We start from the raw sequence: 26,811 nt of genomic DNA on the forward strand, positions 1-26,811 counted from the left end.
CTTTCGATTTATGCAGCGCTGGCTGGCATGGCGATCATGGGTCTTGCACACGCGGTCGAAATACCCGGATGGAGCGACGACTCGCGGGTCCGCCAGGTGGTCTATCAGGTGGATCAAGTGGTCCGCATCGAGGCACAGCGAGGCTTTGCCACGCATATCGCGCTCGGTACAGACGAGCATCTTCTGATCGTCGCGCCGGGAGATCGGGATGGCTGGCAGGTAGTCGCAAACAAGGGTGATCACGACGTGTACCTGAAGCCGCAACTCGCTGCGCACAATTCGAATCTCGAAATTCGCACTGACCGGCGCAGCTATAGTTTCGATCTAGTGGTCCTGCCGCTCAAGTCGAAATTTGGCAACAACCGCGTGATGTACCGCGTGACCTTCGTCTATCCGGACGAACTGGCGAAACAGGCACATGGAATTTCGAACGCAGAGATAGTCGCAAAACTCATGGCCCAGCCGTCGGCCGTGCGTAACTCGCGTTATTCGATGCAGACGCTGCCGAACTCCGACGACATCGCGCCGACTGCGGCATGGGACGACGGGCGCTTTACTTATCTGCGCATCCCGAACAACCGGCGCATGCCGGCGGTTTTCCGGGTGGCTGACGACGGCACGGAAAGCGTGGTCGACAAGCACGTCGAAGGCGACACAATCGTCGTGCACGAGGTGGCGAAACGGTTTGTGCTCCGGCTCGGGGCCGAGGTCGTTGGGATCTGGAATGACGCTTACGACATGGACGGTGTGCCGCCACATGACGGCACGACGGTTCGTGGGGTGAGGCGTGTTCTGCGGAGCCGCGGCGATGAATGAGGATATCCCGCGCAACGTTATCGAGCCCGAAGATGCTGGCACTCAGCCGGGCGGTGGCCACCACGAGGAGGCATCGAGCATCGCTGCGGATCGCGGAATGCCCGCACTCGGGCAATTCCGCGGTGCCCGCCCACGCGCCTGGTGGCTGACACCGGTCGTGCTCGTGCTGATGGTATGCGCCGGCGCAGTCTGGACTGTGCACGGTTTCCTCGCACGGCATGATGCGCAGGTGAAGGCGCAGCGCGATTCAGTGGCCGATACGCCTTCGCAGGGGCGCGTGTTCCGGGATCTACCCGCGTCGTCGGTAAATAGCGCGGCCTCGGCTCCGGCGTTCGCGAGTGCGGTTGGGGTACATCCGACGCCAGCGTCCGGTACGGCAATACCAACTGCGCCGGCTCGCACCGTGCACACAGGTGCATCTCGCAGCTACTACGATGCGCCTCTGCTCGCGATGAGCCAAGGTGTGCTGGAGCCGGGTGGGATGGCGAACGACGCGTCTTCTGTAGCGGCAGCGAATAGCAGCGCGGGACCGTTAGCGCACGGGCCGGGACAGTCGGGGGGCGCACTCGCACAGGCGTTGACGTCGACCATCGCGCCGCGCGTACAGGCCGGGACGCTGGGCAACAGGAGCCTGGTGCTCGCCCAGGGCGCCAAGGTCGACTGCGTAGGCGACACGGCTTTCGATTCGACCCAGGCCGGCATCTCGACATGCACGGTGACAAAGAACGTCTATTCCGACGATGGCCGTGTGGTGTTGATCGAGCGTGGTTCGCAGATCAACAGTGAGTATCGTTCGAACCTGTCACCGGGCCAGAAGCGGGTGTTCGTGTTGTCAGCCCGCATCAAGACACCCCACGGCGTCACGGTCGAGATCGATTCGCCCGCCGCCGACGCGCTTGGTCGCATGGGCATTGACGGATACGTCGACAACCACTGGCATCAGCGCATCGGCGCGGCGATGCTGCTCGGAATAACCCAGGATGCGATCGGCTATCTGGCGACGCGTGGCGGCAACACCAACGGATCGGTCGTGTTCCAGAACACGCAGCAGCAGGGCAACGATACGGCCACGCGCGTCCTCGACAGCACGGTCAATATTCCGCCGACGCTGACCCAGAGCCAGGGCGCGGAGTTCACGATCGTGATTGCGCGCGATCTGGACTTTGCATCGGTATACGCGCTGCTACCGGAGGACACCCAATGATGCCGACCACGCACTTGCCAGACGCATCTCTCGATCGGATGCAACACCGGCTGCCTGATGACGCGTCAGTGCGCGAACTGATGCGACCGTTCGTACCACTGCTCGATGATCCCGAGGTGACGGAGCTTGTGATCAACCGGCCGCAGCGCGTCCTGACCGAGAATGCGCTCGGCTGGCACGGTCACGATTGCGAGGATCTCGATTTCGACCGGCTGATGTCGTTTGCCGTGGCGGTGGCCACGCTGACCAACCAGGAAATATCGGCTCAGCATCCCGTCCTGTCGGCGTTGTTACCGGGGGATGCACGCATCCAGATCGTAGTACCACCGGTCGTACCATCGCGAACCGTGTCGATCACGATCCGCCGTCCCTCGGCACGTGAGAAGACGCTCGACGCTTATCGAGACGAGGGCCTGTTCGACGATACGGTCTGGCATCGTCCGGATGGGCTCGACACAGCTCTGCCCGGACTGCCCGCCGATGATCGAAGGCTTGTTCAGTATCTGGATGCACGGCACTGGGGTGCATTTTTTGTCGGCGCGGTAACTGGCCGGCTCAACATCGCCGTCGTTGGCAACACGGGCTCCGGCAAAACCAGTTTCATGAAGACTCTTTGTCGTTCGATCCCGGCGACCGAGCGAATCGTGACGATCGAAGATGTCCGCGAGTTGTTCATCCGACACATCGAGAACTGCGTGCATCTGTTGTACAGCAAGGGCGGGCACGGCCAGGCGCGCGTGACGCCCGCTGATTTGATATCGAGCGCGATGCGCATGCGGCCGGATCGCGTACTGCTGGCCGAACTGCGCGGCGCCGAAGCCTATGACTTCCTGAAGCTCCTGACGACGGGACACGCGGGCTCTATCACCAGCTACCACGCGCCCAGTGCGACTGTCGCCATCGAACGCTTCGCGTTGATGGCGAAGGAACATCGGGAGGCTGCCGCCTGGGACGATGCGGCGCTCAAGCGCCTGCTGTTCCTTACCGTCGACGTTGTTGCACACATGGAGGCGCGCCCGGTCTTCAATGCATTGGGCGAGCAGACCGGCAGGCACTGGGGCATGACGGAAGTCTGGTTTGATCCGGTGCGCAAGGCGCACACCGCGTTCATGTAGAGAGAGCGGCCATGAGTCATCCACCTTCCGCTTTGTATCAGCATGCTCGAACGGCCGCAATAACGCTGACCGTACTTGCGTGCCTGATGGGCGGACTAGCCGCGTCGCTGTGGCTTGCATCTTTCCTTCTGTATGCCAGCTTGCGGATCAATTCACTGCACGCCGGACTGTGGGGCTGGTTTGATGCGACGCTAGCTTGGCGACACGGGATGATGCCGAGCGTCGGGCGCAGGTTGGCCGGTGCCGCGCTGCTCGGCGTGCTCGGGGCCTTTGGTGGTCCAGTCTTTGGCTTGCGTCTGCTATGGGAGAGCTCGAACCGACGTCGTCTCTATGGCAGCGCGCGTTTTGCGAACGAGGCGGAAATTCGCCATGCGGGGCTGCTATGAACACGCATGCATGCCTTAATAGTCCGCCCGCGATTGTCGTGGGAGTGTGGCGCGGGCGCTACCTTCGCCTCACCGGGCAGCAGTTCGTACTGCTTGCGGCCCCTGCCCGCTCAGGCAAGGGCGTCGGCATCGTGATTCCGAACCTGCTCAGTTTCCCGGATTCAGTGGTGGTGCTCGACATCAAGCAGGAAAACTATGTTGCCACGGCGGGTTTCCGCCGAGCGCATGGGCAGGACGTATTCCTGTTCAATCCATTTGCAGAGGACGGCCGTACGCACCGTTACAACCCACTGTCGGCGATCTCGGACGGTTTGTTCCGAGTGGGCGACATCCTTGCGATCGGTTACGCGTTGTATCCGCCGGGCGGCCACGACGATTTTTGGAAGGATCAGGCACGAAACCTGTTCCTCGGGATCGTGCTCCTGTTGTGCGAGTGGCGTGACGCGCGCCGCGCAGGCAATGGGGCGTCTGTTCCGGACTTTCCGGTCACGATGGGCGAGGTGCTGCGGCAGTCGTCGGGTAACGGTATGCCGATCAAACCCTACCTGCAGCGGGCTCTTGTCCAGCATCGTGCTTTGCTCTCGGGGCAATGCGTTGATGCGTTGAACCGTTTCCTCTCCAACGACGACAAGGTACTGGCGAGCGTGTTGGCGACGTTCAACGCGCCGCTTACGATCTGGGCCAATCCGATCGTGGACGCGGCGACGAGCGCAAGCGATTTCGATCTGCGTGAGGTACGCCGACGCCGCATGTCCGTGTATATCGGCGTCACGCCCGACCATCTGTCGGAAGCGGCACTCCTTGTCAATCTCGTGTTCTCGCAGCTCGTCAATCTGAACACGAAGCAACTGCCCGAAGCCGATCCCACGCTGAAATTCCAGTGCCTTGTGCTGCTCGACGAAATGACGTCGATCGGGAAGATCCACATCATCGCGCGTGGGGTTGCCTATATGGCCGGTTACAACCTCCGCCTGCTGTCGATCGTCCAGTCGATCGCGCAACTTGAATCTGTTTATGGGCGGGCTGACGCGCGCACCTTCATTACGAACCATGCGATGCAGATCCTCTATGCGCCGCGGGAGCAGAAGGATGCGAACGACTACTCGGAAATGCTTGGTACGTTCACCGACCAGTCGCGCAGCGTGAATCGTCCGAGCACCTTCTTTGGCGGTCGAGGTGGATCGAGCGAGAGCGTATCCGAACAGCGCCGGCCGCTGCTGCTGCCACAGGAGCTGAAAGAGTTGGGGCGCGACAAGGAAATCATCGTGCTCGAAAACACCAAGCCGATCCTGGCAGACAAGATCTGCTACTGGCGTGATCCTGAGTTCGCGTCGCGCATTATGACCGCGCCGTCCGTGCCGGCCCTGGACCTTGCCCACTTCAGTGCAGTGGTTGAGCGGCGGCTGCGCGATCTGCAACCCGACCAGATCGATGCGGACGGGGCAGGGCTCATCCATCTGCCGCCCGAATACCTGGAAGTTTTGCAGGCGTGGGATCCGCGCGATTTACCGCCAAACCTTGCCGACATCAGCGAGGAAGAGGCGGTGGCCTATGTCGAGCACCACTTCATGCTGCTTGGTGTGCCGGCGCGCCAAGTGGCGCAGGCGAGACGCCATCTGAGCGTGAACGATCTTGACGTCGCGGAACTCGATTTTGTCGAGCGGGCGCGGTGTGCAACCGAGACCGGCTCGGGGAGCATGGGAGCGCTGCAATGACGACACTCTATGTGAACGATGTGGACCGCGCGCGTGCCGCGCTTGCTGTGATACCGGCTGACGAATACGAGACCTGGGTCGACATGGCCTTCGCGCTCAAGCAGGGATTTGGCGACGAGGGTTTTGAAATCTGGGACGCGTGGAGTCGCACGGCGGCTAACTATAGCGAGCGTGCGGCCCGGACAACATGGCGTTCGGCCAGCGCGGCGGGTGGCAAGACGCTTGCCACACTGTTCTGGCATGCGCGTCAGCACGGCTTTGACCTGAAGCGAACGAATTATCCAGACCGCGTGACGGCGGTACTGGCACCGTCTCCCGAGGTGCTGGCTCAGCGAGCGCGTGAGGAGGCCCAGCGACACGCACGCCATGCGGCTGTCGCCCGCGAAGCTACATCGATCTGGCAGTGGGCGAGGCCGGTTGGGCCAGAGCACCCGTATCTCGTGCGCAAGCGGCTCGAGCCGATGGATACGCTGCGCGAACTGGACGCACTCGAGTTGCGCGCGCTGCTCGGCTATACGCCGGCTAGCGAGGAGGAGCCGCTGACGGGGCGCGTGCTGATCGTGCCTGTCTGGAACGGACCGATCTCGACACTGGAGCTGATCGACGAACATGGGCAGAAGTCGTCACTGGCCGGCGGTGCGAAGAAGGGCGGCTACTGGATGACGGAGCCGTCGTTGGTTCCGGCCGACGAATCTTCGCTGATCCTGATTGCTGAAGGTATGGCGACGGCTTTGTCCGCTTCACAGGCAACAGGGTGGTTTGCGGTGGCGGCGCTATCGAGCGGGAATCTGGGAATGGTGGCGCAGAGCCTGCGCGAACGGTATCCAGATACAGGTCTGATCGTACTGGGCGAGCCGGGCAGCGGCGAAATACAGGCTCGGCGCGCAGCGGAAGACGCAAAGGCGCATCTGGCCTGGCCACGGTTTGCAGCAGAGGCTCGCATCGACGACAAGGTGCCGAACGATTTCAGCGATATGGCGGTGCTGTCGGGTTTTGACGCGGTCGGCGAGCACCTGCGCGCCGTGGCTCGCTCTCTCGTAAAGACGAATGGCCGGCTGGATGCCTCCACCGCATCCGACATGGCCGAGGTTGAGGTGGATGAGAGTGAGGAGGACGCAGTGATGAGCAACGTGAAGGAAAATCTGTTGGCCGATGACGAAGGCACCCCACGTCGCCGGTCCTCGAAGCGCAGTGCGCCGAAGCAGCCGGCGCCGAGCGGGCCGGTGCTGAATGGGCCGGCGGATGCGGCATCCACTTCCGAACCACCATCATCGGATTCTCCTGCTTCCGCATCGTCGGGTTCGGCCCGCCAAGTCGCCGATCTCCCGCGGTTTGCGTCGACGCGCCCGCCGGTTGGCGAGCCGCTGTTTGGCGTAGGCGACGTTCCCAATGACGTCAGAGCGTTGGCTGAGCACCGGTTTGGTTCGCCGCTCAGGATGGCGACGCCGCGCGAGAACGGCGGGCCGTATCGCGGCGAGGTGTTCAACACGGAACATTATCTGATCCAGGAAGTCGCGACGCGCAGCGTCGTTTTTCACCGCAAGGACCAGATGACGTTTGTTTCCGAGCGTCTGAAATGGATGGACGAAAACGCACGGTTGAACGGTTCTGAACTGCAAGTGGGTTACGACGGCGGCAAAGCGAAGGTCTATCCGTGGGACCGAGGGCGCGAGCTTCTTGAGCGCGCGGTTGGCTCACTGAAGAAGTCCGCCCGCGAGCTGAATTACAGCCCCAATCTGGAGGTGATGCTCGACCAGTTGCAGGCGAGATCCTGGACGCGCATCCGCGAAGCACGGGCGGCCGCACTGGAGAAATCCAGGGAGCAGGATGCGTCCCGTGAAGCAGGCTCTGCGCCTGATCGATGAGGACGGAATCCGTAGTGCCCACGTGCAAAGCCGATCTTTAGGATGCGAGGTGGCGACATGGCTCAGACAACTTCCGCTCACGAGGCCGATCCAGTCATCAACGTTATTGAACAGGATGTGCCGGACAACAGTGGTGGCCCGGAGCCGTCGGACGAACGACGGGACGGGCTCGAATTGGCCGCGATGGACGCGGTAACCGCCCGACGCCGGCGCGAGTTTGATGCTGCTCGGGCGAAATTGCGGGATCAGGCAATCCGTGACGATGCCGCAACGTCGCGGCAGTCCGATACCCGATCGTCGACCGGCACGGCGGCTGAGATGGATCGGGGGCGTGCGCCACCCGATCAACTGCCCGAACGCGTGCGCAAGCGCTACCTGCGCGCGGGCAATCAGTATTTCCTGAAGGATGCGCCGTATCAGCTTGCGTTCGAGGATCTGGGCCTATATCTCGTCACCGAGCACAACCGGCCGGACGTGGTTGAGTCGATGATCGACATGGCGCACGCGAAATCGTGGCGGCGCATTCGCGTGTCGGGCCACGAAGCTTTTCGGAGCGAGGCGTGGCTGCAGGGCACGCTGCTCGGCATTGAGGTGAGTGGCTACGAGCCAAAAGCTGCGGACTTGGCTCGCCTCGCGGAAGCTCGCCAGGCAAGGCTGGAAAATCGAATAGAGGTCGCGGCGGACGTGGGTGCAACGGCTACTGCGGGCACGCAGGGGCACGGAGACGATCGACCCATGGCCTCCGCCATGCCTCTGATCGGTGCTGGGACGGCCAGCAACGGAATTCCAACTTTCGCGGCGGTGCATGAGCTCGCATCGGAACCGCCTATTTCGGACACGAACCGGAACGCCACCAACGACGAGGCCGATGGTTCGCGGTACGCCGGGGAATTGCGCGAGCATGGCCGCGCGCCATACCAGCACAATCCCGCCCGCAGCGACTCGTACTATGTCTTGTTTCGCGACGACACCGGAACAGATCAGGTAGTGTGGGGCGTCGATCTTGAGCGTGCGATGCTCGAAGCGAAAGCTCAGGTCGGCCAGCAGGTGATGCTCGAAAATCTCGGCAAGCGCTTCGTCACCGTGCGAGCACCAATTCTAGATGACGAAGGGCGCGTGATCGGCGAAGACGAGAAAAGCGTTTATCGCAATACCTGGCAGATCGAAATTGTCCAGCGAGATCGTGTCGATTCTATCCCGGACAAGCCCGACAATCCGTCGCGCGGCGAAGCGGAATCGCCCGATTTTCACGTTGAATCTGCTACAGCACAGGAGGAGACGCGTCGCCGCCGCAACGCGGGAAATGCGGAACGTGAGTGCGCATTGCATCTGGCAGTGCTGGCAGTGGCCATGCGAGAACAGGGTTTCAGCGAGCGATCGATTGCCCGGGTGCAACTGCGTGCTCAGCGCATGCTGACAGCGTTTCAGATCAACGGCATTCCAGTTCCGATACCGAAGATATTCGACCCGACTGCGCCATCGAGCCGGGATCGCCGCAAGCGCCCAGCTTCCGAACGTGCCTCGCTCCGCGAGATTGACAGGACACCAGTTGAGCCGTCACCACCATCTCCATCTCGTTGAGGTGAGGCGTGGTCGGGCGCGAGCGTCTGTGCGTTGAACTCGGGGCGGCTAGGTCGCGCTGGGACGATTGGTGTGCCCGTCGCGGTCTGACAGCCGGAGAAGGCGTGCGCCAGTTGATTGCAACGGCTATGCGCGATGAAGCGGATCGGGAATCCACCGCGATTATTTGTGGTTTGCCCCAGCCGGTCGTTGGGGAGTCGCGTAGTCGCGTCGAGATCCGCCTCACCGCTGCGGAACTGAGCGCGGTCGAGCAGTGTGCGACTGCTTTGGGTCTGAGCGGGAATCGCTGGATTGTGTCGCTGATTCGCGCACGATTAACGAGGGAGCCTCAGTTGGGCGATCATGAGTTGCACGCGTTGTCACTCTCCACTCAACAGCTTGCCGGGATCAGTCGCTTACTTGGCCAGCTTGCGCGCGCTGGCGGTGCTGAGCTCGCATGTCACGACCTGGGGTGCGATTGGGCAGATATGCGAAAGCAAATTGACGATCACTTGCGTGCAACGGCGGCCGTCATTCGCACGAATCTCGATCGATGGAGCCGATGATATGACTTACCCGAAAATCTACATCGACGCCATGCTCGTGAACTGGGGCGACCGGCTGTTCCAAGAGCCGCTGCGTCATGCGCGTGCGGCGCGACTCCCGCGTGCGGGCATTCGTGACGAAGCAGCCCGCATGCGCGCTCAAATCGCCCGCACCCTTAGGCGTACCCCGGAGGTCATGGTCAAGATCACGAATAAGGCGGCCAGTGCGCAGGGCATGGGCGCCGTGCGTCGGCATCTGCGCTATATCTCTCGTAACGGAAGAATCGAACTGGAAGATCAGGACGGCGACCGTATTGCAGGCAAGGATGCGTTGCGCGATCTCGCGATAACCTGGCAGCTTGGCGGATGGGGCATCCCGGAGACCAGCACGCGCCGCGAGGTATTCAATATCCTGTTGTCGATGCCGCCAGGAACTGACCGACTGGCAGTGCGCGATGCGGCGCGGGATTTCGCGGCGCTGGAATTCGGCGACGGCCGAGCGTATGTCTTCGCGGCGCACGATGACGAAGCGCATCCGCACGTGCATCTGTGCGTACAGGTGCGTGGTCCGCACGGCCGTCGACTAAATCCACGCCATAAGGATCTTCAGCGGTGGCGTGAGGGTTTCGCTGAGAAGCTGCGTGAGCACGGTGTCGAGGCGAATGCGACGCCCCGGCGTGCACGCGGCGTGACTCAGCGCTATCCGAAGCCGGCCGTCGTCCATATGATGGCGCGGGGCGAAACGCCGAGATACTGGAAACGAATGCCGAATGACGCTCAGCGCGACGCAGGCTGGGTAGCGCAGGGCGGCGTATTCGCCGCCTGGCGAGAGATCGCCTACGCGATGGCGAGGTCGCGAGCGCGTGAGGATCGCGCGATGGCTGTCGAAATGGCGTACTTCGTTGGATCCATGCCTGTGCAACGGGATCGACCAGTGGTAGCGCGTAAGCGGGATGACGCACGAGATCGGCGGGACCGTCAGGTGCCGGATACCGTAGCTCGCTCAGATGGCCTCAGGCCGGACATAGAGCGTTAATGCCCGCAGGCCACGATGGTCTACCTATTGCGTCGCGGATCTGTTGTAAACGCATTCGCGAGCCTGGATTTTGAGTATTTGGAATCCGGGACACGGTGCGGATACACGGCGTCTTTTGCGCCATACGGCTTGCCGATCATCTACTGCCGGACGCGGCGGATGATCCTCCGGCCTGCCTTGACTGTAGCCTTGATCGGATGGTGGCACGACTGCTTGTTTTGATCCAAGCCGAGGGAGGCCGTCTCCTGCCAGGATCATTCACCGATCGATGAACCTGACCGGCGCGGCCTTGAATGTTGCGAAGAGCAGAAACAACAGGGTGATCGCGAGAATAGGCAAACCGTACAGTGCTACCGGGAAGAACAGCGCGAACTGGAGGGCTGACCCAGCCGCGCCATACGGCAGATTCGTGTCTCGGATATTCGTAAAGACGATCCAGGCGACGACTGCAAGACCAATTGCCATGAGGATGATGCCGACAAACGTCGGTTCGTGATGCACGAATGCAGTGCCCCACGCGACGTATCCCCACCAGAGCAGATTGATGCCGATAGCTGCAAGCCAGAATCCTTGCACAGTAAAGAAACTATAACCAAAACGCTGTCGGCAGTTATGGCTGAAGAGTTGAATACCCTTGGCAACCCCGGAAGCCGCGCCAAGAATAATCAAAAATCTCAGAAGTCCCATGAAACGTTCTCCCAGAGATCCATCTGACTGCATGGCTTTTGCAGTTACTCAGACAGAGGAGAAGCAAAAATTCCGAATTTTTATAATAGGCGAACTCGGCGAAAATGAAACCATCCCTATTTATGGAAATTCGTGGATTACTGGATGACGATTAGTGGGATGAGAGCGATCGCCCGGCGATTCTAGCGGAAGAACTCGCAACCGGCAGGGCTTATCGCAGCGAACCTTGCGCACGCAATCAGAGACACTCTCCGTCGGGCCTGTAGTCGCACGACCATTCTTAGCTGCTACATCCATAAAATTTCGGGTCTCAACCACCCGGTGTTCAAGGAAGAGCCGGTCAACCACGATCCGCGAAGTGTTCATTCGCAAGCTGATGCGGAGCGCGACGAGTACAACGATCTACCGCATGCTGGTGGAGACACTGTCCGGGACTGGAGTTTCTCGCAATGTGTAGTGCGTCGACGTCGATGTAGTGATCACAGCACCCTTGCTGAATGTGCTGTAGCGGCCGTACCGCGACGGTGAATATGATGGTGCCGAGTTTGAGGAGATCGCTTTCATGATCTTCCCGTATGCGTGCATGTTCGGTTGCGCGGCCGAAGTTGACCACCACATGAATCGCGATCGGAACATGGACACGCGTACGCTGGCAATCGGTGCCGGTTTGTCGCTTGACTCGGCCGGATTTGCGGGCCGTACCGTGACAAAGAAAGCAACACGTTTGTATCGCAGATGGCGCCCAAAACCGGCGGTAGCCTATCCTGCCATCCCTTGTTTCAATCTCGTTTTTTATCTGTCAGATAAAGGCTTTCGGCGAGGTCGTTCGGAGATTTCCATGGGGTAATCAGCGGTGTCCGCGGGGCACTCCCGATACGTCCGCTGGTCTCTCTTCGCGCGGCTGCGTGCCGCGCCGCGTGAATGCGGGACGTCGATTGGTCGAGTCTGCGTACTGGCGGACTGATTCCTGCGTAGTAATCTGGTTCACGCCCGATTTCGGAATGCCAGATGTCGGCGCGGGCAGTAGTTGGAATCGGCAATCGCGTGCGCTGAATCTGTTGGGTCGATCCCACTTCGGGCGGCTGTTGATCCTCCCAAAATCTGCACGGTCATTCTCAAGGATATGCCATCAGGGCTATCGGGAGTTCGTCGGGCAGGGGACATAGTCTACGAACTTGTCGTGTTGCTGTCGGCGGGCAGTTCTTCGGGCCCGTCCTGATGGTCAGAGCGCCTCTCTCCGATGGTAGGGGTGTTCCGCAACTCGCCGTCGTGGCGTCTGCCTGAAGTTTCTCCATGCGTTTCCTGGACGCCAGCCTGCGCCTGTTGCTCCTGCCAGACGCGTCCAAAATATTTCTTTTATTCCGACGCCATCCGTCTGAGTCCATGATGTTCCGATAGCGTAAATACGGCCGAAAACAGGTGTTGACGGCGTATTCCTGAGTGAACAAGATGGGATGAAGAAGGCACGACGGAGCGAGCCATGCCGGTTGCGAAAAGCTATACCCGAGCGCAATGGGATGAGCTTGTCCGCTCTCTGGAATCGCTGCCCGTCAAACCAGAGGCCGAGCAGCGCGTCTCGATTACCGATGCGATGAAAGAGATGCGTCCGGTGATCGGTGCGGTGAGGAAGAAGGGATATACGCTGGAGGAAATTGTTGAGCATGCAAGGAAGAGGGGCGTCGATTTTAGCGTTGGCTCAGTCAAGTATGCGTTATATCCCTCGAAGAAAGACAACCCAGCTCGACAGGTTGTAAAGGAATCAGCACGGCGAAATGCCGCGCCATCGCCCCGTGTGAAGAGGGTAAGCAAGAACAATGTACCGCGCGCGGAGGCTGTCAGAGAGAATCAGAAGCAGGATGGGGGAAAGCCAGTCAGCAGGCCGGGGAGCATGGTGATGCGTGACGCGTTTTCATTCGAGATCCGGCCCGATACCGAGAACCTTTAGAGGATTCCAATGGACATGACGACTTACCCCATCTATCTCGTTGGCGGCAGCAAGGGCGGCGTAGGCAAAAGCTTTGTTGCACTCGCGCTGGCCGATTATCTGTTACGGAGGGATATTCGCGCAGCGCTGGTGGAAACCGATACCTCCAATCCGGACGTAATGAAAGCGGTTCAGGACGAGATGCGTTGCATTGCCTATAACCTGGACGATGCAGACGGCTGGATCGGGCTCGTCAATTTTTGTGACGAGCAACGGGACGCTGCGATCGTTGTCAATACGGCGGCGCGGAGCCAGACGGGTGTCGAGCAGTTCGGCGCGACACTCGCTGGCGCGCTTGGCGAGCTTCGGCGTCGGCTTGTTGTCCTGTGGGTGATCAACCGGCAACGCGACAGTCTTGAACTGCTGAACGCTTTCAGCGAGACGTTCCCGGACGCGGTAACGAATGTCGTGCGCAATGGCTACTTCGGTCCGGCGGACAAGTTCACGCTGTATCAGGGGTCGCAGCTTCGCCGCTCCATCGAGGCGCGCGGTCATTCGCTGGACTTTCCCGATCTCGCCGATCGGGTCGCGGACGAGCTTCGCAGCCGGCGCATGTCGATCCGCAAGGCGGCGGAGACGATGCATATCGGTGAGCGGGTCGAGCTATTGCGTTGGCGTTCGCTGTGCGATGCCATGTTCGCCAAGGTGACGGTCGATGGATAACGGGCGGGGCAGGCCGGTAGATGCACTTGCCTCTCTGTTTCTCGACGTCACGGGCGAATTACCCGACGACGCCAGTGTGCTGCGAATGCGGCGGATATCGGGCGTACTCAACCTGCGTGATAACGATGCGCTGTGGTCTGTGCTGGTCATGCTCGAGCACTACGGGCGACTCTACGAGACCATGCCGGAGCGCATCCGGCAGGCAGGCGCGGGCAGCCTGGATGCCGTGCGGACGGAGGCACGGGCGGCGACGGATGCGCTCATGACTCAGCATCGTGACGCGCTCGCGCGCTGCAAGGCCACGATCGAACTGGCCGGGCAGATGACCGATGAGCACGAGGCGCGCTACCGGACCGCGCTTGCGGCGCTGAATGACGAGGCACTGGCTGCGCTTACGCAGCGGGCGGCGAGCCACATTGCTCGCGTTGCCGGAAACCGGATCGTGGGCGCAACTGCGGTTGCCGCGCGCGAGCAGCGGCAGCGGTTCGATGCGGCGCTCGCGTCTGTCGAGCGGGTCGCCATGAGGCGGATCATGCGGGCGTGTTGCGGACTGGTCGCTGGCGGGCTGGTCGTGATGCTGCTGGCGGCAGGCGCGGGTGGACTTGTGGGATGTTGGGCAGGTATCCATTGGGGACGGGCGGACGGCGTGCCGTCCGCGCGCACGGGTCATACCTCGTCGGTATCGCCTTCCATGAACACGGCGGCGAGGCGGAGCATACCTGTCGCAGTGTCGTTCTGGCCGACGGCGATCATCGATGGCCGATAGCCTTCATTTTCGGTGCGGGCGAGGGCCATGGCGTAGGGCTGGCCTTCGTTGTATTGCAGGTCGGTGGCGTCGACGAAAGTCAGGTAGAGGACCGGAAGCCTTCGGCATTGGTGGCGAGTACGGCCATGCGGATACGGTCGGACACGAGATGTTCCACCGGTCCAGTCTGGCAGGCGGTGGATACGGGCTTGCCGCCTGCCTTGCCCCGTTGCCGGGGCGAGGGGGGCGTTACGCCCCGAGCGGGCGGGATTGCTCTCCGTTCATGCCGTCGGCAGTCGGGAAAGGCCACGGCGTCAGCGGACTAGCGGCCGCGGACACAGCTTCTGCGTTGGTGGGCGTGTCGTTGACGTGTTCCGTGCCGTTACCGGCGTCGGGTTCCGCGTCGGTGTCTCCGTCCTCTGGCGTTTCGTCCGCGACGTCTCCGGTATCCGCGTCGTCGCGGTCGTCCTCATCCTCGTCGTCACGGTTTTCCCATGACGGCGCGGCCGGGACATCACGATCGGTGAGGATTTCCGGGAGCCATGCTGCCTTGGCGAGCCGAAGCTCGGCGGCGGCGGCTGCGTCGGCCTTCCTCATCTTTTCGAGGTCGGCTGCGGACTTGGGAGACACGGTGGCAGACACGACTTCCGCGATACGTGCCTTGCTGACGTGATCGAAATACGTAGCGCGCGTCGGCGTCCAGTACCGGGTCATGTCGAGGTTCAGCGCGCCCGCAAGCTGGTTGATTGCATGCGGCTTTTCCTCTCCTGCGATGCCATCGAGCAGCGTGCCGGTGCAGAACGCGAGCAGTTCGAGCAGAGTCGTACCGGGATCCTGCTCGATGAGCCACGGCAGCAGGTCGCCCCGTTTTGCGGGCAGTTCCGCAATCCAGCGTGCCCGATGCGTTTCGATGGCATTCCATGCGAGGCTGGCGGGCAGGTCGTCGGCTACTCGCAGCAGGCTATCGTGGTTGTTCTCGCCCGACAGCGCGAGATAGCCGTGAGAGGACACATGCCCGTAGTGCTCGGGCAGTGCCTTCGGGATCAGATAGTGCAGCATGGCGGCGAGCGCCACGGCGGGCTGCGCGACCAATTCCGCGTGGACGGCAGCGGTGCGGTGCGCGGTGAGCCGCTGGCAGAGTTTTGCGCTGTGGACGGGCTTAACCTTCGGAGCCTTGGCAGACCCGGTGTCCGGGCCTTCGGCTGTGGCCATGCCGGTGACGGTCGCGCCTGCCGCGTCGAGCGCCGCGCTGTTCTCGCGTCGCACGAGGCCGCGTTCGATGACGAGTTCACCTTGCGGTCCGACGATCACGAATGTACCCGCCTCGGCCATCTGCTGCGCGTCCCATACGAGCGCGCGACTTTCGAGTGCGATGATTGCCGCATTGACCCGCTCGATTTCGTCGTTGAGCTGGTCGGCTTCTTCGTAGGCATCTTCATCGTCCTCCGAGAGTGCATCGATCTTTTCAGCGAGTTCATCCTGCCGCGCGGTGAGGGCGTCCATTTCACGCTGCTCGTCGTCGGTGTATTGGCGCTGCACCGGGCGCAGTCTGCCGTGGCGGTTCAGTTCGGCAAAATCGCGCTCAACACGAGTTTCCGTCCATCCCCATCCCTCGGCCCGCACTTCGGCGGCAGCTGCGTCGAGCGTCTGCGCGACGAGTTTCTGCAGCAGTTCGGCGTCGGCAATGTATCCGGCGTTCTCGTCGTCGCTGAACAGGTCGCGGCGCACGTATCCGCCCGCTGCCTCATAGACGGCGAGGCTGACGAAGCGCACGAGGCGGCTGTGGCTCGCGTCGATCTCGGCGCGCGTAATGGCCTGTCGCAGGTAGTTCGGCTGGCGCTGCCACTCGTTCGCGTCGAACCAGATATGGTCCTGCGTTTCGTGGTCGTCTGCGAGGGCGAGTGAGACTCCAGGATGACCCGCTCTATTTCTTCAATGAGCCCGTCCGAGATTCCGTGCGAAGAACAGAGTTCTTCGACAAATTGTTGGGAAAGGTACCGCGCTCGGGGAAAGGCGAGATGGTCGTCGGCGTTTCGTCCGTCGAGCGATCGCGTCGTCTCGCTTCCACCTCCCCAGGTCAGGGTGACCGTGCTCTCGCCAACCAGTTCGCGTGCACGCACGAGAAACGAAGGACTGGTATTTTCATGGGCCGTCCACAGCGCAGGCGCTATCGCATCACAGCCGGCGGCGATCATGTCGGCCAGCGCAGTCTTGCCTGACCCGCGTGCGCCGATGATGGCGACCAGGCCGGGATTCAGTGGAATTTCGGGGGTTTTCGCCCAGCTCGCGTTGGATATCGACACCTGGGCGATGACCTGGGAAGGCATTGCGGAACGGGGTGCCTCCTCACCGACGTAGGCCCGTCCCTCCGGGTCAATGCATGCCTGTCGAAGAGCGTCGAATTCCAGACCGCCCTTGATCCACGAAAATCGGTTATCGACGGGTTTCCCGACCGTTCCCAGTCCATGCGAGTCGCTGCCATGCAGGCAGGGTTTGCAGCCGCTGTATCGCTCGCGCAGCGTATCGACTGAGACATTTCGCTGGCCCAGCCAGAACTCGCGCTGGGCAGGGCTGCTGGCGAAGATGATGTGGGCAAATTTCTCGATCTCCTGGCGCATCGTTGCGTCTGCCGCCTGGCGGACGCCCGAGGTTCCGTCGCCTGCACCGCCTGCGACAGCAATCAGGATGTTTTTCTTGGCCCAGTCACTCTCCTGAATGACCCTTCGTAGCTGGTCGAAGTTTACCTTGAACTGGGTGGCCCCATGTTGCAGCGCGGCGTGATCAGTTGAGATTGCTGGATCCGCGCGCTTGCCCAACGCGACAAGATCACCCCGTGTGCAATCGAAACGATCGCCGTAGGCTTGGAACTGGAGCCGGGTCAGGATCCGGTGGAGTTGACTCAGGTGGTCGGAATCTTCCGGGCTGACAAGCAGGTGAACATTGACGAATCCCGTCTTTGCGGCGACATCCAGACGTAGCTCGACATTTGGAAAGATTAACTGAACGTCTGGTAGTCGTCCGGCTGCCTTGTGTCGAAGGACCTCCTCGTAGGCGTCGGTGACGTAGTAGTCCGTGACGGCGATCGCCTCAATCTTGGGGGAAAGGCCTTCAAGTGCCGTCAAATAGCTTTCCCACGGATTGTCTCCCCCGAACTGGTTGTTGAGCAAAGTACCTGGAGCGTGGATATGTGGTTCCCACCGCTTCCATTCTGAGCCTCGATTCATGGTTCCCCGTCTTGCTGATGGTTGATCGCTTCTTGGTGCTACAGCATCTTCGATTTTGGCGATGCCACGAGGATACCCCGAACACGCGGTTGTACTTGCACATCTCGCGTGAAAATGAGCCGTTTCATTGCAAGTGAGCTGTGCGAGTTCTAAATGGAGCTACGGTGTGCACCAATGGAAAGATGGACGATGGGATGATATATGCCTTTTGCATAAATCAACCCGCAGCAGTAGGTCGAACCCGCTGGAACGACCTAGCGTACCTGGGTGAGGCTGGCGCTTCGTCATCGTCGGCTCGAACCTCGCTCTTCATCCCGCTCAACTTGGGGCAGATGTGACGAGCGCCACCGATGGCGACTCCGCACGAGCGTTGGCGGCTCCGCCACCGTCAATCATGATTCAGGTAGAGCGCGGGTTGCCGACTACCACTTCACCGAATCGGCATCGCTGGAGTTTACGCACTCTCATGAATCGCTTGGGATCCAGATGGTCGACGTCATCGCTGGCGCAACGATGCGCTACTACCGGTCCTTGTATGTTGACCCTGCGTCAATTGCGCCAGGCATAGCACGTGCGATGGAAGCCTTGCGCAACGCGGGTGACCCGGAAACTGGGCAGGGGCTGAACCAGGTCGTTCCCACACGCATGGCGCTCTAGGTCGCGGAGAGAGGCTCATCTTCCAGTCAAATGCATGTTCATTCGACGGAACAGAATCCATCAGACCAAGACAGCTATTCTCAAAAAGATCCTGTGTCAGCACCTTGAAGCCGACCTCGACGCGGCCAGCAGAGTTGCCATCACCCGGCTTGCTGCGGCCGTTCCTGAGCGCAAAACCATGCGTGACAGATTTGATGAGGCTGGCTATGACGGGATGACACGCTGACAGTCAAGTTTGCGGATCTGCATTCAGAATCAGAGGTGCTGCTCCTGAAAATTGCGTTGTTTTTCCGGCTGTGCGTTTTCACAGATCGTTTTCATTTTTGCGCGCAACGCAGTCCATATTTCCGATTGCCACTCGCTTTCACGCAACTGATCGGCGTATTGTCGAAGTACGAGATGCAAGGAGTTTGCAAATGCGGTGGCATTGATTGTCTTTCCCAGCAGCATTGGACCAGATCGACGTATGCGCCATCCGCCGGTGGTTTCCGCCTGATGGAGAATGCCGCAACGGATACTCGACGATTACAAAGGAATCGTGAATCGGTCAGGTGTGAGCGCCACGCGGCGCTGTACAGAACTGATTGAGCGCATTTTTCACGACGCAAACGAAACTGATCTACCGAAGTTCCTGTTTGAAATCTGGGCCTTCGCTCAACATGAGTCATATGTTGCGGATCTCGTTGACGAGATGTATGCCGAATATCGCGGCATCTTCGCGAAGTTGCTAAAGGAGATCCAGCCAACCTTGAATTCCGAAGAGTGCTTCGTGCGCGCATCCATTCTTGTCTCGCAGACAGCAGGAATGATGATATTCGCGTACCAGGGCGGAGACTCGGAAAAGGATTTCGTGGAATTCGTCCGCCTGACAAAGCGAGCCGTGAAGATGATTGTTGGCATGTCAGCGCAGACGCTGGAATTCGACGTGCACCTTCAGGCGTCGCTCGATCGTCAGGCACAGAGTACGAGCAGTGCGCACACCAGTATTTTTGGATCCGAGGGGCATCTCACTCATGGGCGACTCGAGTTGGGGACTCGCCAAAGCGGAATGGGTGACATCTATTGCCGACCTACGGTTCAGGGAAAACACCGGGAGATAAAGGTCAACGAGATAGTCAGTTGTGCATCGAATCTTTTAATGTCGGAGGGCTATGCGAATTTTACCCTGGCGCGGGTGTCCAGAGAACTTGGCATCTTGCCATCTGCGCTCCAGAACTATTTTCCGACACATGATGACCTGTTACGCTCGACAATTGGCGCGCTATTGAATGCCTATCTGGAGCGCTATGAAGCAATGGGCAAGCCGAGCGGGAAACCCGCACTCGAGCGCCTGTGCGAGATTGTCGAGGACGTTTTTGAGGAAGCCCGTGATCCACAGGTTTGTCGTGTCTCCTTCGAATTGTTCGCCCTGGCTCAACATTCAGAGATGACACGCGAACTCGTGAGAAGACTGTACGCCGCCTATCGCGCAATTTATGTTGGCCTGGTGCGTGAGATAGACATGTCTGCTACTGCGCGCGAATGCCTTGCTCGCGCGACACTGATCGCAGCGCAGGTGGAGGGTGCAGCGACGTTGACGTTTGGTACCCGGCAGAGCCAGCCGGATGTTCACCGCATCTTCGAACTACTGAAAGGCGTGACGATTCAAATCGCATACGGAAACATTTCCGCTAAGCGCGCGGAGTAGGTCTGGATTAACGGGCCAACGCAACAAATGGATGCCCTGACCTTACGTCGCATTATTTGTCGCAATTCCTCCGTGTGCTATGCGAATTCTCATAGCCATCGTCATTTCAAAAACACGGTCGATATTCAGCGATTGCTTCTGTACACAAAATATCAGCGTCGCTGTACTCTCCACCTGCGCTGCGATCAGTGTCGCACGAGCAGGGGTATGCGTACTTTCCGTGCGAAGAATGGCGGTTTTAGGGGCTGAACCGCCTGCAGCAAGGCTTTTGCGCTCTCGGGATTTTGCGCGATCCGTGCAATCTCAAGCTATAGATTTTTTAGCCCGACTTGCCTTGGGCGGCCAAGGAGTTATCGTCGAATGTGGTGTACGCGGGAGGGAGGCAGGAGAAGGCGGTGGCGATTGCAGGAGAATGTTGCTTCTCACAGTAACACTTCCCCAATCGAACTCCACCACCATGGCGAAACGTACGCAGGAAACGAACGACAGTCAAGCAGCAGAAGCGGAATTTACGGGTGCGCCCAGTATGGACGACCTGATCCAGCAAGGCGCACGGCGCATCATCCAGCAGGCCATCGAGGCGGAACTGGCAGCAATGCTCGAGCAATATTCGAATGTGAAGACGATAGATGGCCGACGGGCCGTGGTGCGCAACGGCTATCTGCCTGAGCGTGAAATCGTCACGGCCGTGGGTCCTGTGCCGGTCCAGGTGCCGAAGGTGCGCGACCGCTCGGGCTCGGGCATCAAGTTCAATTCGTCGATCGTGCCGCCCTACGTACGCAAGTCACCGCGCGTGTCGTCGTCGCTGCCGTGGCTGTACCTGCGTGGCGTGTCCACAGGCGACATGGGCGACGCGCTGTCCGAGCTACTTGGCGAGCAGGCCAAGGGCTGTCGGCGAGCGTTGTGAGCCGCCTGAAGGCCTCCTGGTCCGACGAGTATGAGCAGTGGAAAAAGCGCGATCTGTCGAAGGCGCGATGGATCTACTGGTGGGCCGACGGCATCCACACACAGGCACGCACGGAGGATTCCGACGGCCAGTGCCTGCTGGTGATCATCGGCGTAAAGCCGAATGGCGAGAAAGAGCGCGCGTAGCGCTCAGTGACGGCTATCGCGAATCGAAAGCGTCGTGGGTCGAGCTGCTGCTTGACCTAAAAAACGCGGTCTGCAGACGCCGCCGTTGCTGGCTGTCGGCGATGGCGCGATGGGGCTGTGGGCGGCACTTGAAGAGGTGTTTCCGCAGGTTCGTCACCAGCGCTGCTGGTTTCACAAAATTGGAAACATCCTTAACGTCATGCCCAAATCGCAGCACGGCAAGGCCAAAGCGGCGCTCGGGGAAATCTGGAATGCAGCAACCAGAGCCGATGCGATCATCGCGTTCAACCGGTTCGTCGACACGTACGCGGCCAAGTATCCAAAGGCCGTCGAGAAGCTCGTGAAAGATCGCGATGAACTGCTCGCGTTCTACGACTTTCCTGCCGAACACTGGCAGCACGTGCGGACCACGAATCCGATTGAATCAACGTTCGCTACGGTGCGCCACCGTACGAGCCGCACGCGGAACTGTCTGTCTCGTGCGACGTTCCTCAGCATGGCGTTCAAGCTGATCGAAGCGGCCGAGCAGTCATGGAGAAAATTCGCGGCGTAGACAAGATCGAGGCCCTTCTGAAGGGCATTGCCTTCACGGATGGAACCCCGGTGACTGAAAGCACACCGGCTCCTCAAGCGCTGGCTGCCTGATCATGCCGACCGACCCGCATACACCAGTCTTGACGATTGCTCCTTGGGCGGTGGCTTTGACCACAAGTCCCAGAGATTCGTTTTCCCGGATCCGCGCAACCACCCCCGCTTGAAGCGGTCGTGCTTCATTTGTTCGCTGCCCGGCGTTGAGGTAGTGAAGCGGCGATGCCGGTGTCTAAAGGTGAGTAACCAAAAGTCTTCTAGCAGGAAATCGGATGTATTTTGTGGAACTCATTCCGAGGGTACATTGCCAGTGCTTGGCTGTCCTCGCTAAATGGCTGTTGCTGGGTCTGGGAACATCCCCCAGATCCAGTCAACTCAAAAACGGTTCATAAAAGATCGCGACCGTATAAATAGTCAACCTTGGACAATCCGCGGAAGCTTATGCCGTAAGGCTTCGAGGCCGAAATGGCATTGTGGGATTTGCAGAGACCTGGCATATTGATGCGTGAATCCTGCAAATCCTGACGAGGTGCGGATGGGTCCGAAGACGCCTGTGACAGAGGGAGATTTTTTCCGGCAGCCGCTGCGCGAGCAGATCAATCTGAAACATCCGCTGGTGCGGCTGGCTGAACTGATCAACTGGGATCGGCTGGGCACGGCGATGAGCGAGAGCTTCGTCTCGCGCAAGGGACGGCCGGCAACCTCACCCAGGCTAATCGCCGGCCTACTGTATCTGCAGCACGCATTTGACCTGTCCGACGAAGAGGTCGTCTGGCAATGGGTGGAGAACCCGTACTGGCAGGTTTTTACGGGCGAAACGTACCTGCAGACTGAGCCGCCGATTGACCCATCGAGCCTGACACGCTGGCGCAAGCGGCTGGGTGAAGCCGGCGTCGAAGAACTGCTGGCCGAGACAATCGAGGCCGCAAAGCGTGCCGGCGTAATCAAGGCTGCGAGCGTGAAGCGTGTGATCGTCGACACGACCGTCATGCAGAAGGCGATCGCGCACCCCACTGATTCTCGCCTGCTGGAGCGGTGTCGCGAACATCTGGTGAAGGCTGCGGCACGCCACGGCCTGAAACTGCGGCAGAACTACAACCGCGAGGCGCCACACCTGGCGCGTCAGATTGGCCGCTACGCCCATGCAAAGCAGTACAAACGGATGAAGAAGGTGTTGCGTACGCTGCGCTCGCGCGTGGGTCGGGTGATGCGTGACGTGGAGCGGCAGATCGATGCGGTGTCCGATGGCAGTCGCGCGGCCCTGCACGAACTGATTGGCCGCACGAAGCGGATCCTGTCGCAAAAGGCAAAGGACAAAAGCAAGCTCTACGCACTGTATGCGCCAGAGGTGGAGTGCCTGGCAAAAGGCAAGGCGCGCACGCCGTATGAGTTTGGGGTGAAGGTGTCGATCACGACGACGCACAAGGAAGGCCTGGTCGTGGGCATGCGCTCGATGCCGGGAAATCCCTACGACGGACACACGCTCGCTGAGGCACTGGAACAGGCGGCGATCCTGAGCGACGTCACGCCGGAAATCGCCGTCGTCGACCGTGGTTACAAGGGTGTCGCGCTCGACGGCGTGAAGATCTACCACCCGGGCCTGCGGCGGGGCATCACGCGAGGACTACGGGCGATGATCAGACGGCGCAGTGCGATCGAGCCAGCGATCGGTCACATGAAGACCGACGGAAAGCTCGATCGGAATTGGCTAAAGGGGGCGCTCGGCGACGCGATGCACGCCGTGCTATGCGGCGCAGGCCATAACCTTCGGATGATCCTGAGGAAGCTGCGGTTTTTTTACACCCTCGTTCTCATCGCCCTGTTCATCCCTGTCGCTCAGAGTGCACCCGCCGCCTGACGCTAACGACGGCCAAAACGAATTGTTCAGGGGCGACTAAATAATCACAATATAAATATTCTACGAGACGTTGTTACGTACCATTTCATAAACCACAGAGAGACCTTTTGAACCGAGACCTGTCTTTTGAGCTATTTTCACGTAATCAAAAAATGCTTCAACAGATCGTGATCCGACGCCTGCCCCTTGCAGTTCAGACAGCGCAGCCTTGAAGCCATGGATATACACATCGATTGTCGCCTGATCTCCGTCATCGGAATTCGAAGAGATACGATTACCCAGGTAAGCAATGCATTCACTCATCCAGGGCAGACCGGAGGTACGGACATATTCGGACATTGTCGCTACGGATACGCCGCAAGTTTCCGCGAAGGCGACTGCCTCGAAAAGCCCACCTACTGCCACAAAACCCATGAGAGCGAGCGCCAGCGCTACCTTTGCACCCGATACCAAATCCGAACTCACAAAGTGCTGCGCGCCTCCGATATGTCGCAAAAGGTGCTTGTTTTCTTCAAATATCTGGGCATCCCCTGAGTAAAAAACTGACGTATCGGCGCTGCCGACCGATCGCGGATACGCCAAAGTGGCGCCGACCAGAAACGATATTCCGGCGTCCCTGGTGCGCACGGCGAGTTCCTTGAACTCCGCTTCCGTACCCGTCGTCAGATCAATTAGAGTCCTTTTGTGAGAGGCTGCCAATACCTCATCGGACATAATTTCCCGGATTGAATCATGATCGACAACGGCAAGTATGGTTAGCGGGCTTGCAGCAATTGCCGTTTTCACATCCGGAGACAGGACTGCACCTTCGCGTACCAGGTTATCCGCTTTGCTTAAAGAGCGATTCCAAACGGTTACTCGCTTCCCGCCTTTAAGAAATGCTCGTGCATATGCGCTACCCATCGCACCCAGTCCAAGAATGGTAACGTCGGTTTTTTTCTCGATATTGGTCATCTGTCTTCCTCTATTTCGATTAATAACCCTTTGAGCAGAGACGCTACCGTTCACTAGATCGACGGCAACCGCGCCTTCAGGCGAATACGCGTTATAGAACACGGTCGTCAAGCCGGACACGACCATCCCAGTCAGGATGTTCCTCGCTGGCCGACTGCCAGGATGTCGGTGCGGGCGGGTCGGGCGTTGTGCATCGATCCGATAAGGCCATCTTCCATGCGATCGCGTTTGATTCGTGCGCGCAGGACAGCATGCCGGATTGCGTGGCCAAGCGGGGGAGGATGAGTGTGTTGCGTTCAATGCTCCGCGATACGCTTTGCTGACCGGCATTCGCGTGGCCGAAACGACGATGGCGTCAATCGTGGCATGTCCTTCGGAAAAAATAGGTTAACTGTGCAATGGAACCGGAACTGCTGGTTTAGAACCACTGCTCTGGCATGTTCAGTGGGGTTGTCTCTACCGGATCAAGCACGGCAAGCCACCCAGGCACTTTGGGCATTTCCCATCCGAAGAAGTAGTCGCAGGCAGCAAGCTTGCCGCGATGAAAGTCACCTCCCGTCGGGCCGCTTACGAGAGAGTTTGCAACAATTGCTTGATCAAGCCAAAGCCAACCGACGACGACATGGCCAAATGCTTCAAGATAGGCGGCCGCATTCGCCAGTTGGAGTTCCGGGTCATCGAGTTGATGCAATCCGCTGGTTACGATGCGGATTCGCTCCCACGCAGATTCGAGCCTACTGGCGTGCCGTTGCAGTGAGGCGGTCGACTGCGCTCTGAAGACCGTACTGGAGATTTTCCTCTCGAGAACAGTCATGGCCGCATTTCCGTTCATACGTGTCTTTCGGCCAAGCAGGTCGATCGCCTGAATGCCGAATGTGCCTTCGTGTATCGGATTGAGCCGATTGTCACGATAGAACTGCTCGACGTTGTATTCGCGCGTGTACCCATAACCGCCATGAACCTGAATGGCGAGATCGTTGGCGACGAGACCCCATTGGGACGACCAACTCTTGACAACGGGCGTGAGCAGATCGAGCAGGCACTGCGCCTCTTCGCGGGCGTGGGCGTCTTCAAGCGAATGAATATCGTCACTAAGACGAGCCGCATACAGACACAACGCGAGCGCACCGGACACATACGCCTTCTGCGCTAGCAGCATGCGCCGTACGTCGGCATGGTAGATGATTGGCGTTTGGGGAGATGTCGGCGATCGTTTGTCAGGTGTGCGTCCCTGAAGGCGTGTTTTCGCGTAATCGAGGGCGTGCAGGTAACCCGTATAGCCAATCGCTGCGGCACCAAGGCCGACCGAGATGCGCGCCTCGTTCATCATGTGAAACATGTAAGCAAGCCCTTTGCCGGGCTCGCCAACGATTTCACCAACAGCACCAGCTTCGCCGTCCGGGCGAAAGCGACCCTCGCCGAAATTCAGCACACAATTCACGGTGCCACGATATCCCATCTTATGATTGATACCGGCGAGTACGACATCATTTCGCTCACCTGGCAGTCCGTCGGTGCCGATCAATTTACGCGGAACTGTGAAGAGCGATATGCCTTGAATCCCTGGAGGAAGTTGGCCATCCTGGTTGGGAATTTTTGCCAGCACCAGGTGGACGATGTTCTCCGAGATCTCATGATCTCCACCCGAGATCCACATCTTGTTACCGAACAGGCGGTAGCGACCACCGGCAGCCGGGACCGCGCGCGTCCGAATATCGGCAAGACTCGACCCAGCTTGTGGCTCCGATAAACACATCGTCCCAAAACATCGGCCTTCTGACATGGCCTCGACATAGTGCTCCACCCGATCCCGTTTGCCGTGGGCAATCAGTAAATTTGCGTTCGCAATAGTGAGGAATGGGTAGCCTGCAGTTCCCGGATTTGCGGCAAGCAAGTAGGCCATGCCGGCTCGCTCCACCGTACTCGGCAAGCTCATGCCGTTCCATTCGGCAGGGAATGCAGCACTGACCAGGCCGGCGTCTGCAAATGCGCGCAATGCGACACTGACCTCTGGGTTGATAGTTACGCGTTCTCCGTCAAATAAGGGCTCGTTGCTATCGTTCTTTTTGTTATGTGGCGCGAAGAGGTCGGTGGCGAGCGATTCGTAGACATCCAGAACAGATGTGTAGTCGAATCGATCCTGTCCGGAATACCGGGGGCGATGAGCAAGCGATTCGACTTGCAACCAGTCAAAAAGGATGAACTCCAGGTCACGTCGGGGGAGGATAAGTTCGCTAGTCATGGGGAACCGATTGGTGAATTATTTGCGACACCGATCTGATGTCGTGAGATAGGTAAAAAAAGGAGTCCATACGAATAAATCGAACCAATGGCTCTCACAAGACTCGCGAGATGTTACGTGATGGTCAGCGTCATCCATTCCGCAACAAGTGCAGGCTTCTGATGATCCTCGTCAGTGTCGAGCGGAGC

The 26,811-nt window shown here is 59.6% G+C and carries 21 protein-coding genes and 2 pseudogenes; 17 read left to right on the plus strand and 6 right to left on the minus strand.

All coding sequences use genetic code 11. From position 1 onward, the window contains the following. Positions 1-27 precede the first annotated feature (27 nt). From PWP93_RS27905 to PWP93_RS27945, 9 genes are all read left to right on the plus strand, one after another. The gene (locus PWP93_RS27905; protein WP_421046882.1) at positions 28-816 is read left to right on the plus strand and encodes a TrbG/VirB9 family P-type conjugative transfer protein; all 789 of its coding nucleotides are present in this window, start codon (positions 28-30) and stop codon (positions 814-816) included. Next, on the plus strand, positions 809-2,020 hold the full coding sequence (gene virB10, locus PWP93_RS27910) for a type IV secretion system protein VirB10 (protein ID WP_421046883.1): 1,212 nt from the start codon (positions 809-811) through the stop codon (positions 2,018-2,020). Before PWP93_RS27905 ends, virB10 begins: the two co-directional genes overlap by 8 nt. Then, positions 2,017-3,135: a P-type DNA transfer ATPase VirB11 gene (virB11, locus tag PWP93_RS27915; RefSeq protein ID WP_421046884.1), complete on the plus strand. Its 1,119-nt coding sequence runs from the start codon at positions 2,017-2,019 to the stop codon at positions 3,133-3,135. The genes virB10 and virB11 overlap by 4 nt, the downstream gene beginning before the upstream one ends. 11 nt (positions 3,136-3,146) lie before the next feature. Then, the gene (locus tag PWP93_RS27920) at positions 3,147-3,521 is read left to right on the plus strand and encodes a hypothetical protein (protein WP_421046885.1); all 375 of its coding nucleotides are present in this window, start codon (positions 3,147-3,149) and stop codon (positions 3,519-3,521) included. After that, a complete protein-coding gene (locus PWP93_RS27925; protein ID WP_421046886.1) occupies positions 3,518-5,236 on the plus strand; it encodes a type IV secretory system conjugative DNA transfer family protein in 1,719 nt (572 codons plus the stop codon). The genes PWP93_RS27920 and PWP93_RS27925 overlap by 4 nt, the downstream gene beginning before the upstream one ends. Continuing rightward, a complete protein-coding gene (locus tag PWP93_RS27930) occupies positions 5,233-7,101 on the plus strand; it encodes a PriCT-2 domain-containing protein (RefSeq protein ID WP_421046887.1) in 1,869 nt (622 codons plus the stop codon). The genes PWP93_RS27925 and PWP93_RS27930 overlap by 4 nt, the downstream gene beginning before the upstream one ends. 57 nt (positions 7,102-7,158) lie before the next feature. Beyond that, positions 7,159-8,682, plus strand: coding sequence for an LPD7 domain-containing protein (locus PWP93_RS27935; protein WP_421046888.1), 1,524 nt, complete (start codon positions 7,159-7,161; stop codon positions 8,680-8,682). A 104-nt stretch (positions 8,683-8,786) separates the two neighbouring features. After that, complete coding sequence (locus PWP93_RS27940; RefSeq protein WP_421046889.1) at positions 8,787-9,227, plus strand: plasmid stabilization protein; 441 nt, start codon at positions 8,787-8,789, stop codon at positions 9,225-9,227. A 1-nt stretch (position 9,228) separates the two neighbouring features. Then, complete coding sequence (locus PWP93_RS27945) at positions 9,229-10,242, plus strand: relaxase/mobilization nuclease domain-containing protein (protein ID WP_421046890.1); 1,014 nt, start codon at positions 9,229-9,231, stop codon at positions 10,240-10,242. 258 nt (positions 10,243-10,500) lie between these two features. Here PWP93_RS27945 and PWP93_RS27950 read toward each other — a convergent pair whose 3' ends face one another. Then, positions 10,501-10,929, minus strand: a complete 429-nt coding sequence (locus PWP93_RS27950; protein ID WP_421046891.1) for a hypothetical protein — start codon at positions 10,927-10,929, stop codon at positions 10,501-10,503. Positions 10,930-11,491: 562 nt separating this feature from the next. Between PWP93_RS27950 and PWP93_RS27955 the strand changes: the two genes are divergently transcribed. From PWP93_RS27955 to PWP93_RS27970, 4 genes are all read left to right on the plus strand, one after another. After that, entirely contained in the window at positions 11,492-11,776 is a 285-nt protein-coding gene (locus PWP93_RS27955; protein WP_421046892.1) for a hypothetical protein, read from the plus strand. Between the two features lie 633 nt (positions 11,777-12,409). Beyond that, positions 12,410-12,874, plus strand: coding sequence for a hypothetical protein (locus tag PWP93_RS27960; protein WP_421046893.1), 465 nt, complete (start codon positions 12,410-12,412; stop codon positions 12,872-12,874). A gap of 9 nt (positions 12,875-12,883) precedes the next feature. Next, the gene (locus PWP93_RS27965) at positions 12,884-13,576 is read left to right on the plus strand and encodes a protein mobD (protein WP_421046894.1); all 693 of its coding nucleotides are present in this window, start codon (positions 12,884-12,886) and stop codon (positions 13,574-13,576) included. After that, positions 13,569-14,342 carry a hypothetical protein gene (locus PWP93_RS27970; RefSeq protein ID WP_421046895.1) on the plus strand — a complete coding sequence of 258 codons (774 nt, stop codon included), beginning with the start codon at positions 13,569-13,571 and terminating at the stop codon, positions 14,340-14,342. Before PWP93_RS27965 ends, PWP93_RS27970 begins: the two co-directional genes overlap by 8 nt. Positions 14,343-14,570: 228 nt before the next feature. Here the strand turns inward: PWP93_RS27970 and PWP93_RS27975 are convergent, their stop codons facing one another. After that, on the minus strand, positions 14,571-16,094 hold the full coding sequence (locus PWP93_RS27975; protein ID WP_421046896.1) for a hypothetical protein: 1,524 nt from the start codon (positions 16,092-16,094) through the stop codon (positions 14,571-14,573). Between the two features lie 125 nt (positions 16,095-16,219). Then, a pseudogene (locus tag PWP93_RS27980) lies at positions 16,220-17,545 on the minus strand (TrlF family ATPase); the annotation flags it as partial. Positions 17,546-17,812: 267 nt separating this feature from the next. Here PWP93_RS27980 and PWP93_RS27985 point away from each other — a divergent pair. Further along, positions 17,813-18,202 (plus strand): DUF3800 domain-containing protein, encoded by a 390-nt coding sequence (locus PWP93_RS27985; RefSeq protein ID WP_421046897.1) that lies wholly within the window; start codon positions 17,813-17,815, stop codon positions 18,200-18,202. Between the two features lie 255 nt (positions 18,203-18,457). Here the strand turns inward: PWP93_RS27985 and PWP93_RS27990 are convergent, their stop codons facing one another. Next, the gene (locus PWP93_RS27990; protein ID WP_421046898.1) at positions 18,458-18,652 is read right to left on the minus strand and encodes a hypothetical protein; all 195 of its coding nucleotides are present in this window, start codon (positions 18,650-18,652) and stop codon (positions 18,458-18,460) included. Between the two features lie 52 nt (positions 18,653-18,704). Between PWP93_RS27990 and PWP93_RS27995 the strand changes: the two genes are divergently transcribed. The 3 genes and pseudogenes from PWP93_RS27995 to PWP93_RS28005 all read left to right on the plus strand — a co-directional run bounded on the left by PWP93_RS27995 (position 18,705) and on the right by PWP93_RS28005 (position 23,427). Then, on the plus strand, positions 18,705-19,889 hold the full coding sequence (locus PWP93_RS27995) for a TetR/AcrR family transcriptional regulator (RefSeq protein WP_421046899.1): 1,185 nt from the start codon (positions 18,705-18,707) through the stop codon (positions 19,887-19,889). Between the two features lie 526 nt (positions 19,890-20,415). Then, positions 20,416-21,626 (plus strand): annotated as a pseudogene (locus PWP93_RS28000) (IS256 family transposase). A 478-nt stretch (positions 21,627-22,104) separates the two neighbouring features. Further along, positions 22,105-23,427: an IS5 family transposase gene (locus PWP93_RS28005; RefSeq protein ID WP_421046900.1), complete on the plus strand. Its 1,323-nt coding sequence runs from the start codon at positions 22,105-22,107 to the stop codon at positions 23,425-23,427. A 60-nt stretch (positions 23,428-23,487) separates the two neighbouring features. On the opposite strand, the gene PWP93_RS28010 is transcribed toward PWP93_RS28005, so the two are convergent. Together PWP93_RS28010 and PWP93_RS28015 are read right to left on the minus strand one after the other, a co-directional pair. Beyond that, a complete protein-coding gene (locus PWP93_RS28010) occupies positions 23,488-24,711 on the minus strand; it encodes an NAD(P)-dependent oxidoreductase (protein WP_421046901.1) in 1,224 nt (407 codons plus the stop codon). A gap of 88 nt (positions 24,712-24,799) precedes the next feature. After that, positions 24,800-26,623: an acyl-CoA dehydrogenase gene (locus tag PWP93_RS28015; protein ID WP_421046902.1), complete on the minus strand. Its 1,824-nt coding sequence runs from the start codon at positions 26,621-26,623 to the stop codon at positions 24,800-24,802. Positions 26,624-26,811 lie beyond the last annotated feature (188 nt).

This window comes from Paraburkholderia sp. A1RI-2L (assembly GCF_048957375.1).
In the GTDB taxonomy this organism is placed as follows: Bacteria; Pseudomonadota; Gammaproteobacteria; order Burkholderiales; family Burkholderiaceae; genus Paraburkholderia.

Excerpts from the sequence above, each read along its gene's own strand:
- PWP93_RS27925 (WP_421046886.1), top strand. The coding sequence starts at position 3,518 with ATGAACACGCATGCATGCCTTAATAGTCCGCCCGCGATTGTCGTGGGA.
- PWP93_RS27995 (WP_421046899.1), top strand. The coding sequence starts at position 18,705 with ATGCCGCAACGGATACTCGACGATTACAAAGGAATCGTGAATCGGTCA.
- PWP93_RS27955 (WP_421046892.1), top strand. The coding sequence starts at position 11,492 with ATGATCTTCCCGTATGCGTGCATGTTCGGTTGCGCGGCCGAAGTTGAC.
- PWP93_RS28005 (WP_421046900.1), top strand. The coding sequence starts at position 22,105 with ATGGGTCCGAAGACGCCTGTGACAGAGGGAGATTTTTTCCGGCAGCCG.
- PWP93_RS27905 (WP_421046882.1), top strand. The coding sequence starts at position 28 with ATGGCGATCATGGGTCTTGCACACGCGGTCGAAATACCCGGATGGAGC.
- PWP93_RS27920 (WP_421046885.1), top strand. The coding sequence starts at position 3,147 with ATGAGTCATCCACCTTCCGCTTTGTATCAGCATGCTCGAACGGCCGCA.
- PWP93_RS27945 (WP_421046890.1), top strand. The coding sequence starts at position 9,229 with ATGACTTACCCGAAAATCTACATCGACGCCATGCTCGTGAACTGGGGC.
- virB11 (WP_421046884.1), top strand. The coding sequence starts at position 2,017 with ATGATGCCGACCACGCACTTGCCAGACGCATCTCTCGATCGGATGCAA.
- PWP93_RS27935 (WP_421046888.1), top strand. The coding sequence starts at position 7,159 with ATGGCTCAGACAACTTCCGCTCACGAGGCCGATCCAGTCATCAACGTT.
- PWP93_RS27965 (WP_421046894.1), top strand. The coding sequence starts at position 12,884 with ATGGACATGACGACTTACCCCATCTATCTCGTTGGCGGCAGCAAGGGC.
- virB10 (WP_421046883.1), top strand. The coding sequence starts at position 809 with ATGAATGAGGATATCCCGCGCAACGTTATCGAGCCCGAAGATGCTGGC.
- PWP93_RS28010 (WP_421046901.1), bottom strand. The coding sequence starts at position 24,711 with ATGCCGGTCAGCAAAGCGTATCGCGGAGCATTGAACGCAACACACTCA.
- PWP93_RS27930 (WP_421046887.1), top strand. The coding sequence starts at position 5,233 with ATGACGACACTCTATGTGAACGATGTGGACCGCGCGCGTGCCGCGCTT.
- PWP93_RS27960 (WP_421046893.1), top strand. The coding sequence starts at position 12,410 with ATGCCGGTTGCGAAAAGCTATACCCGAGCGCAATGGGATGAGCTTGTC.
- PWP93_RS27950 (WP_421046891.1), bottom strand. The coding sequence starts at position 10,929 with ATGGGACTTCTGAGATTTTTGATTATTCTTGGCGCGGCTTCCGGGGTT.
- PWP93_RS28015 (WP_421046902.1), bottom strand. The coding sequence starts at position 26,623 with ATGACTAGCGAACTTATCCTCCCCCGACGTGACCTGGAGTTCATCCTT.
- PWP93_RS27990 (WP_421046898.1), bottom strand. The coding sequence starts at position 18,652 with ATGCTGCTGGGAAAGACAATCAATGCCACCGCATTTGCAAACTCCTTG.
- PWP93_RS27970 (WP_421046895.1), top strand. The coding sequence starts at position 13,569 with ATGGATAACGGGCGGGGCAGGCCGGTAGATGCACTTGCCTCTCTGTTT.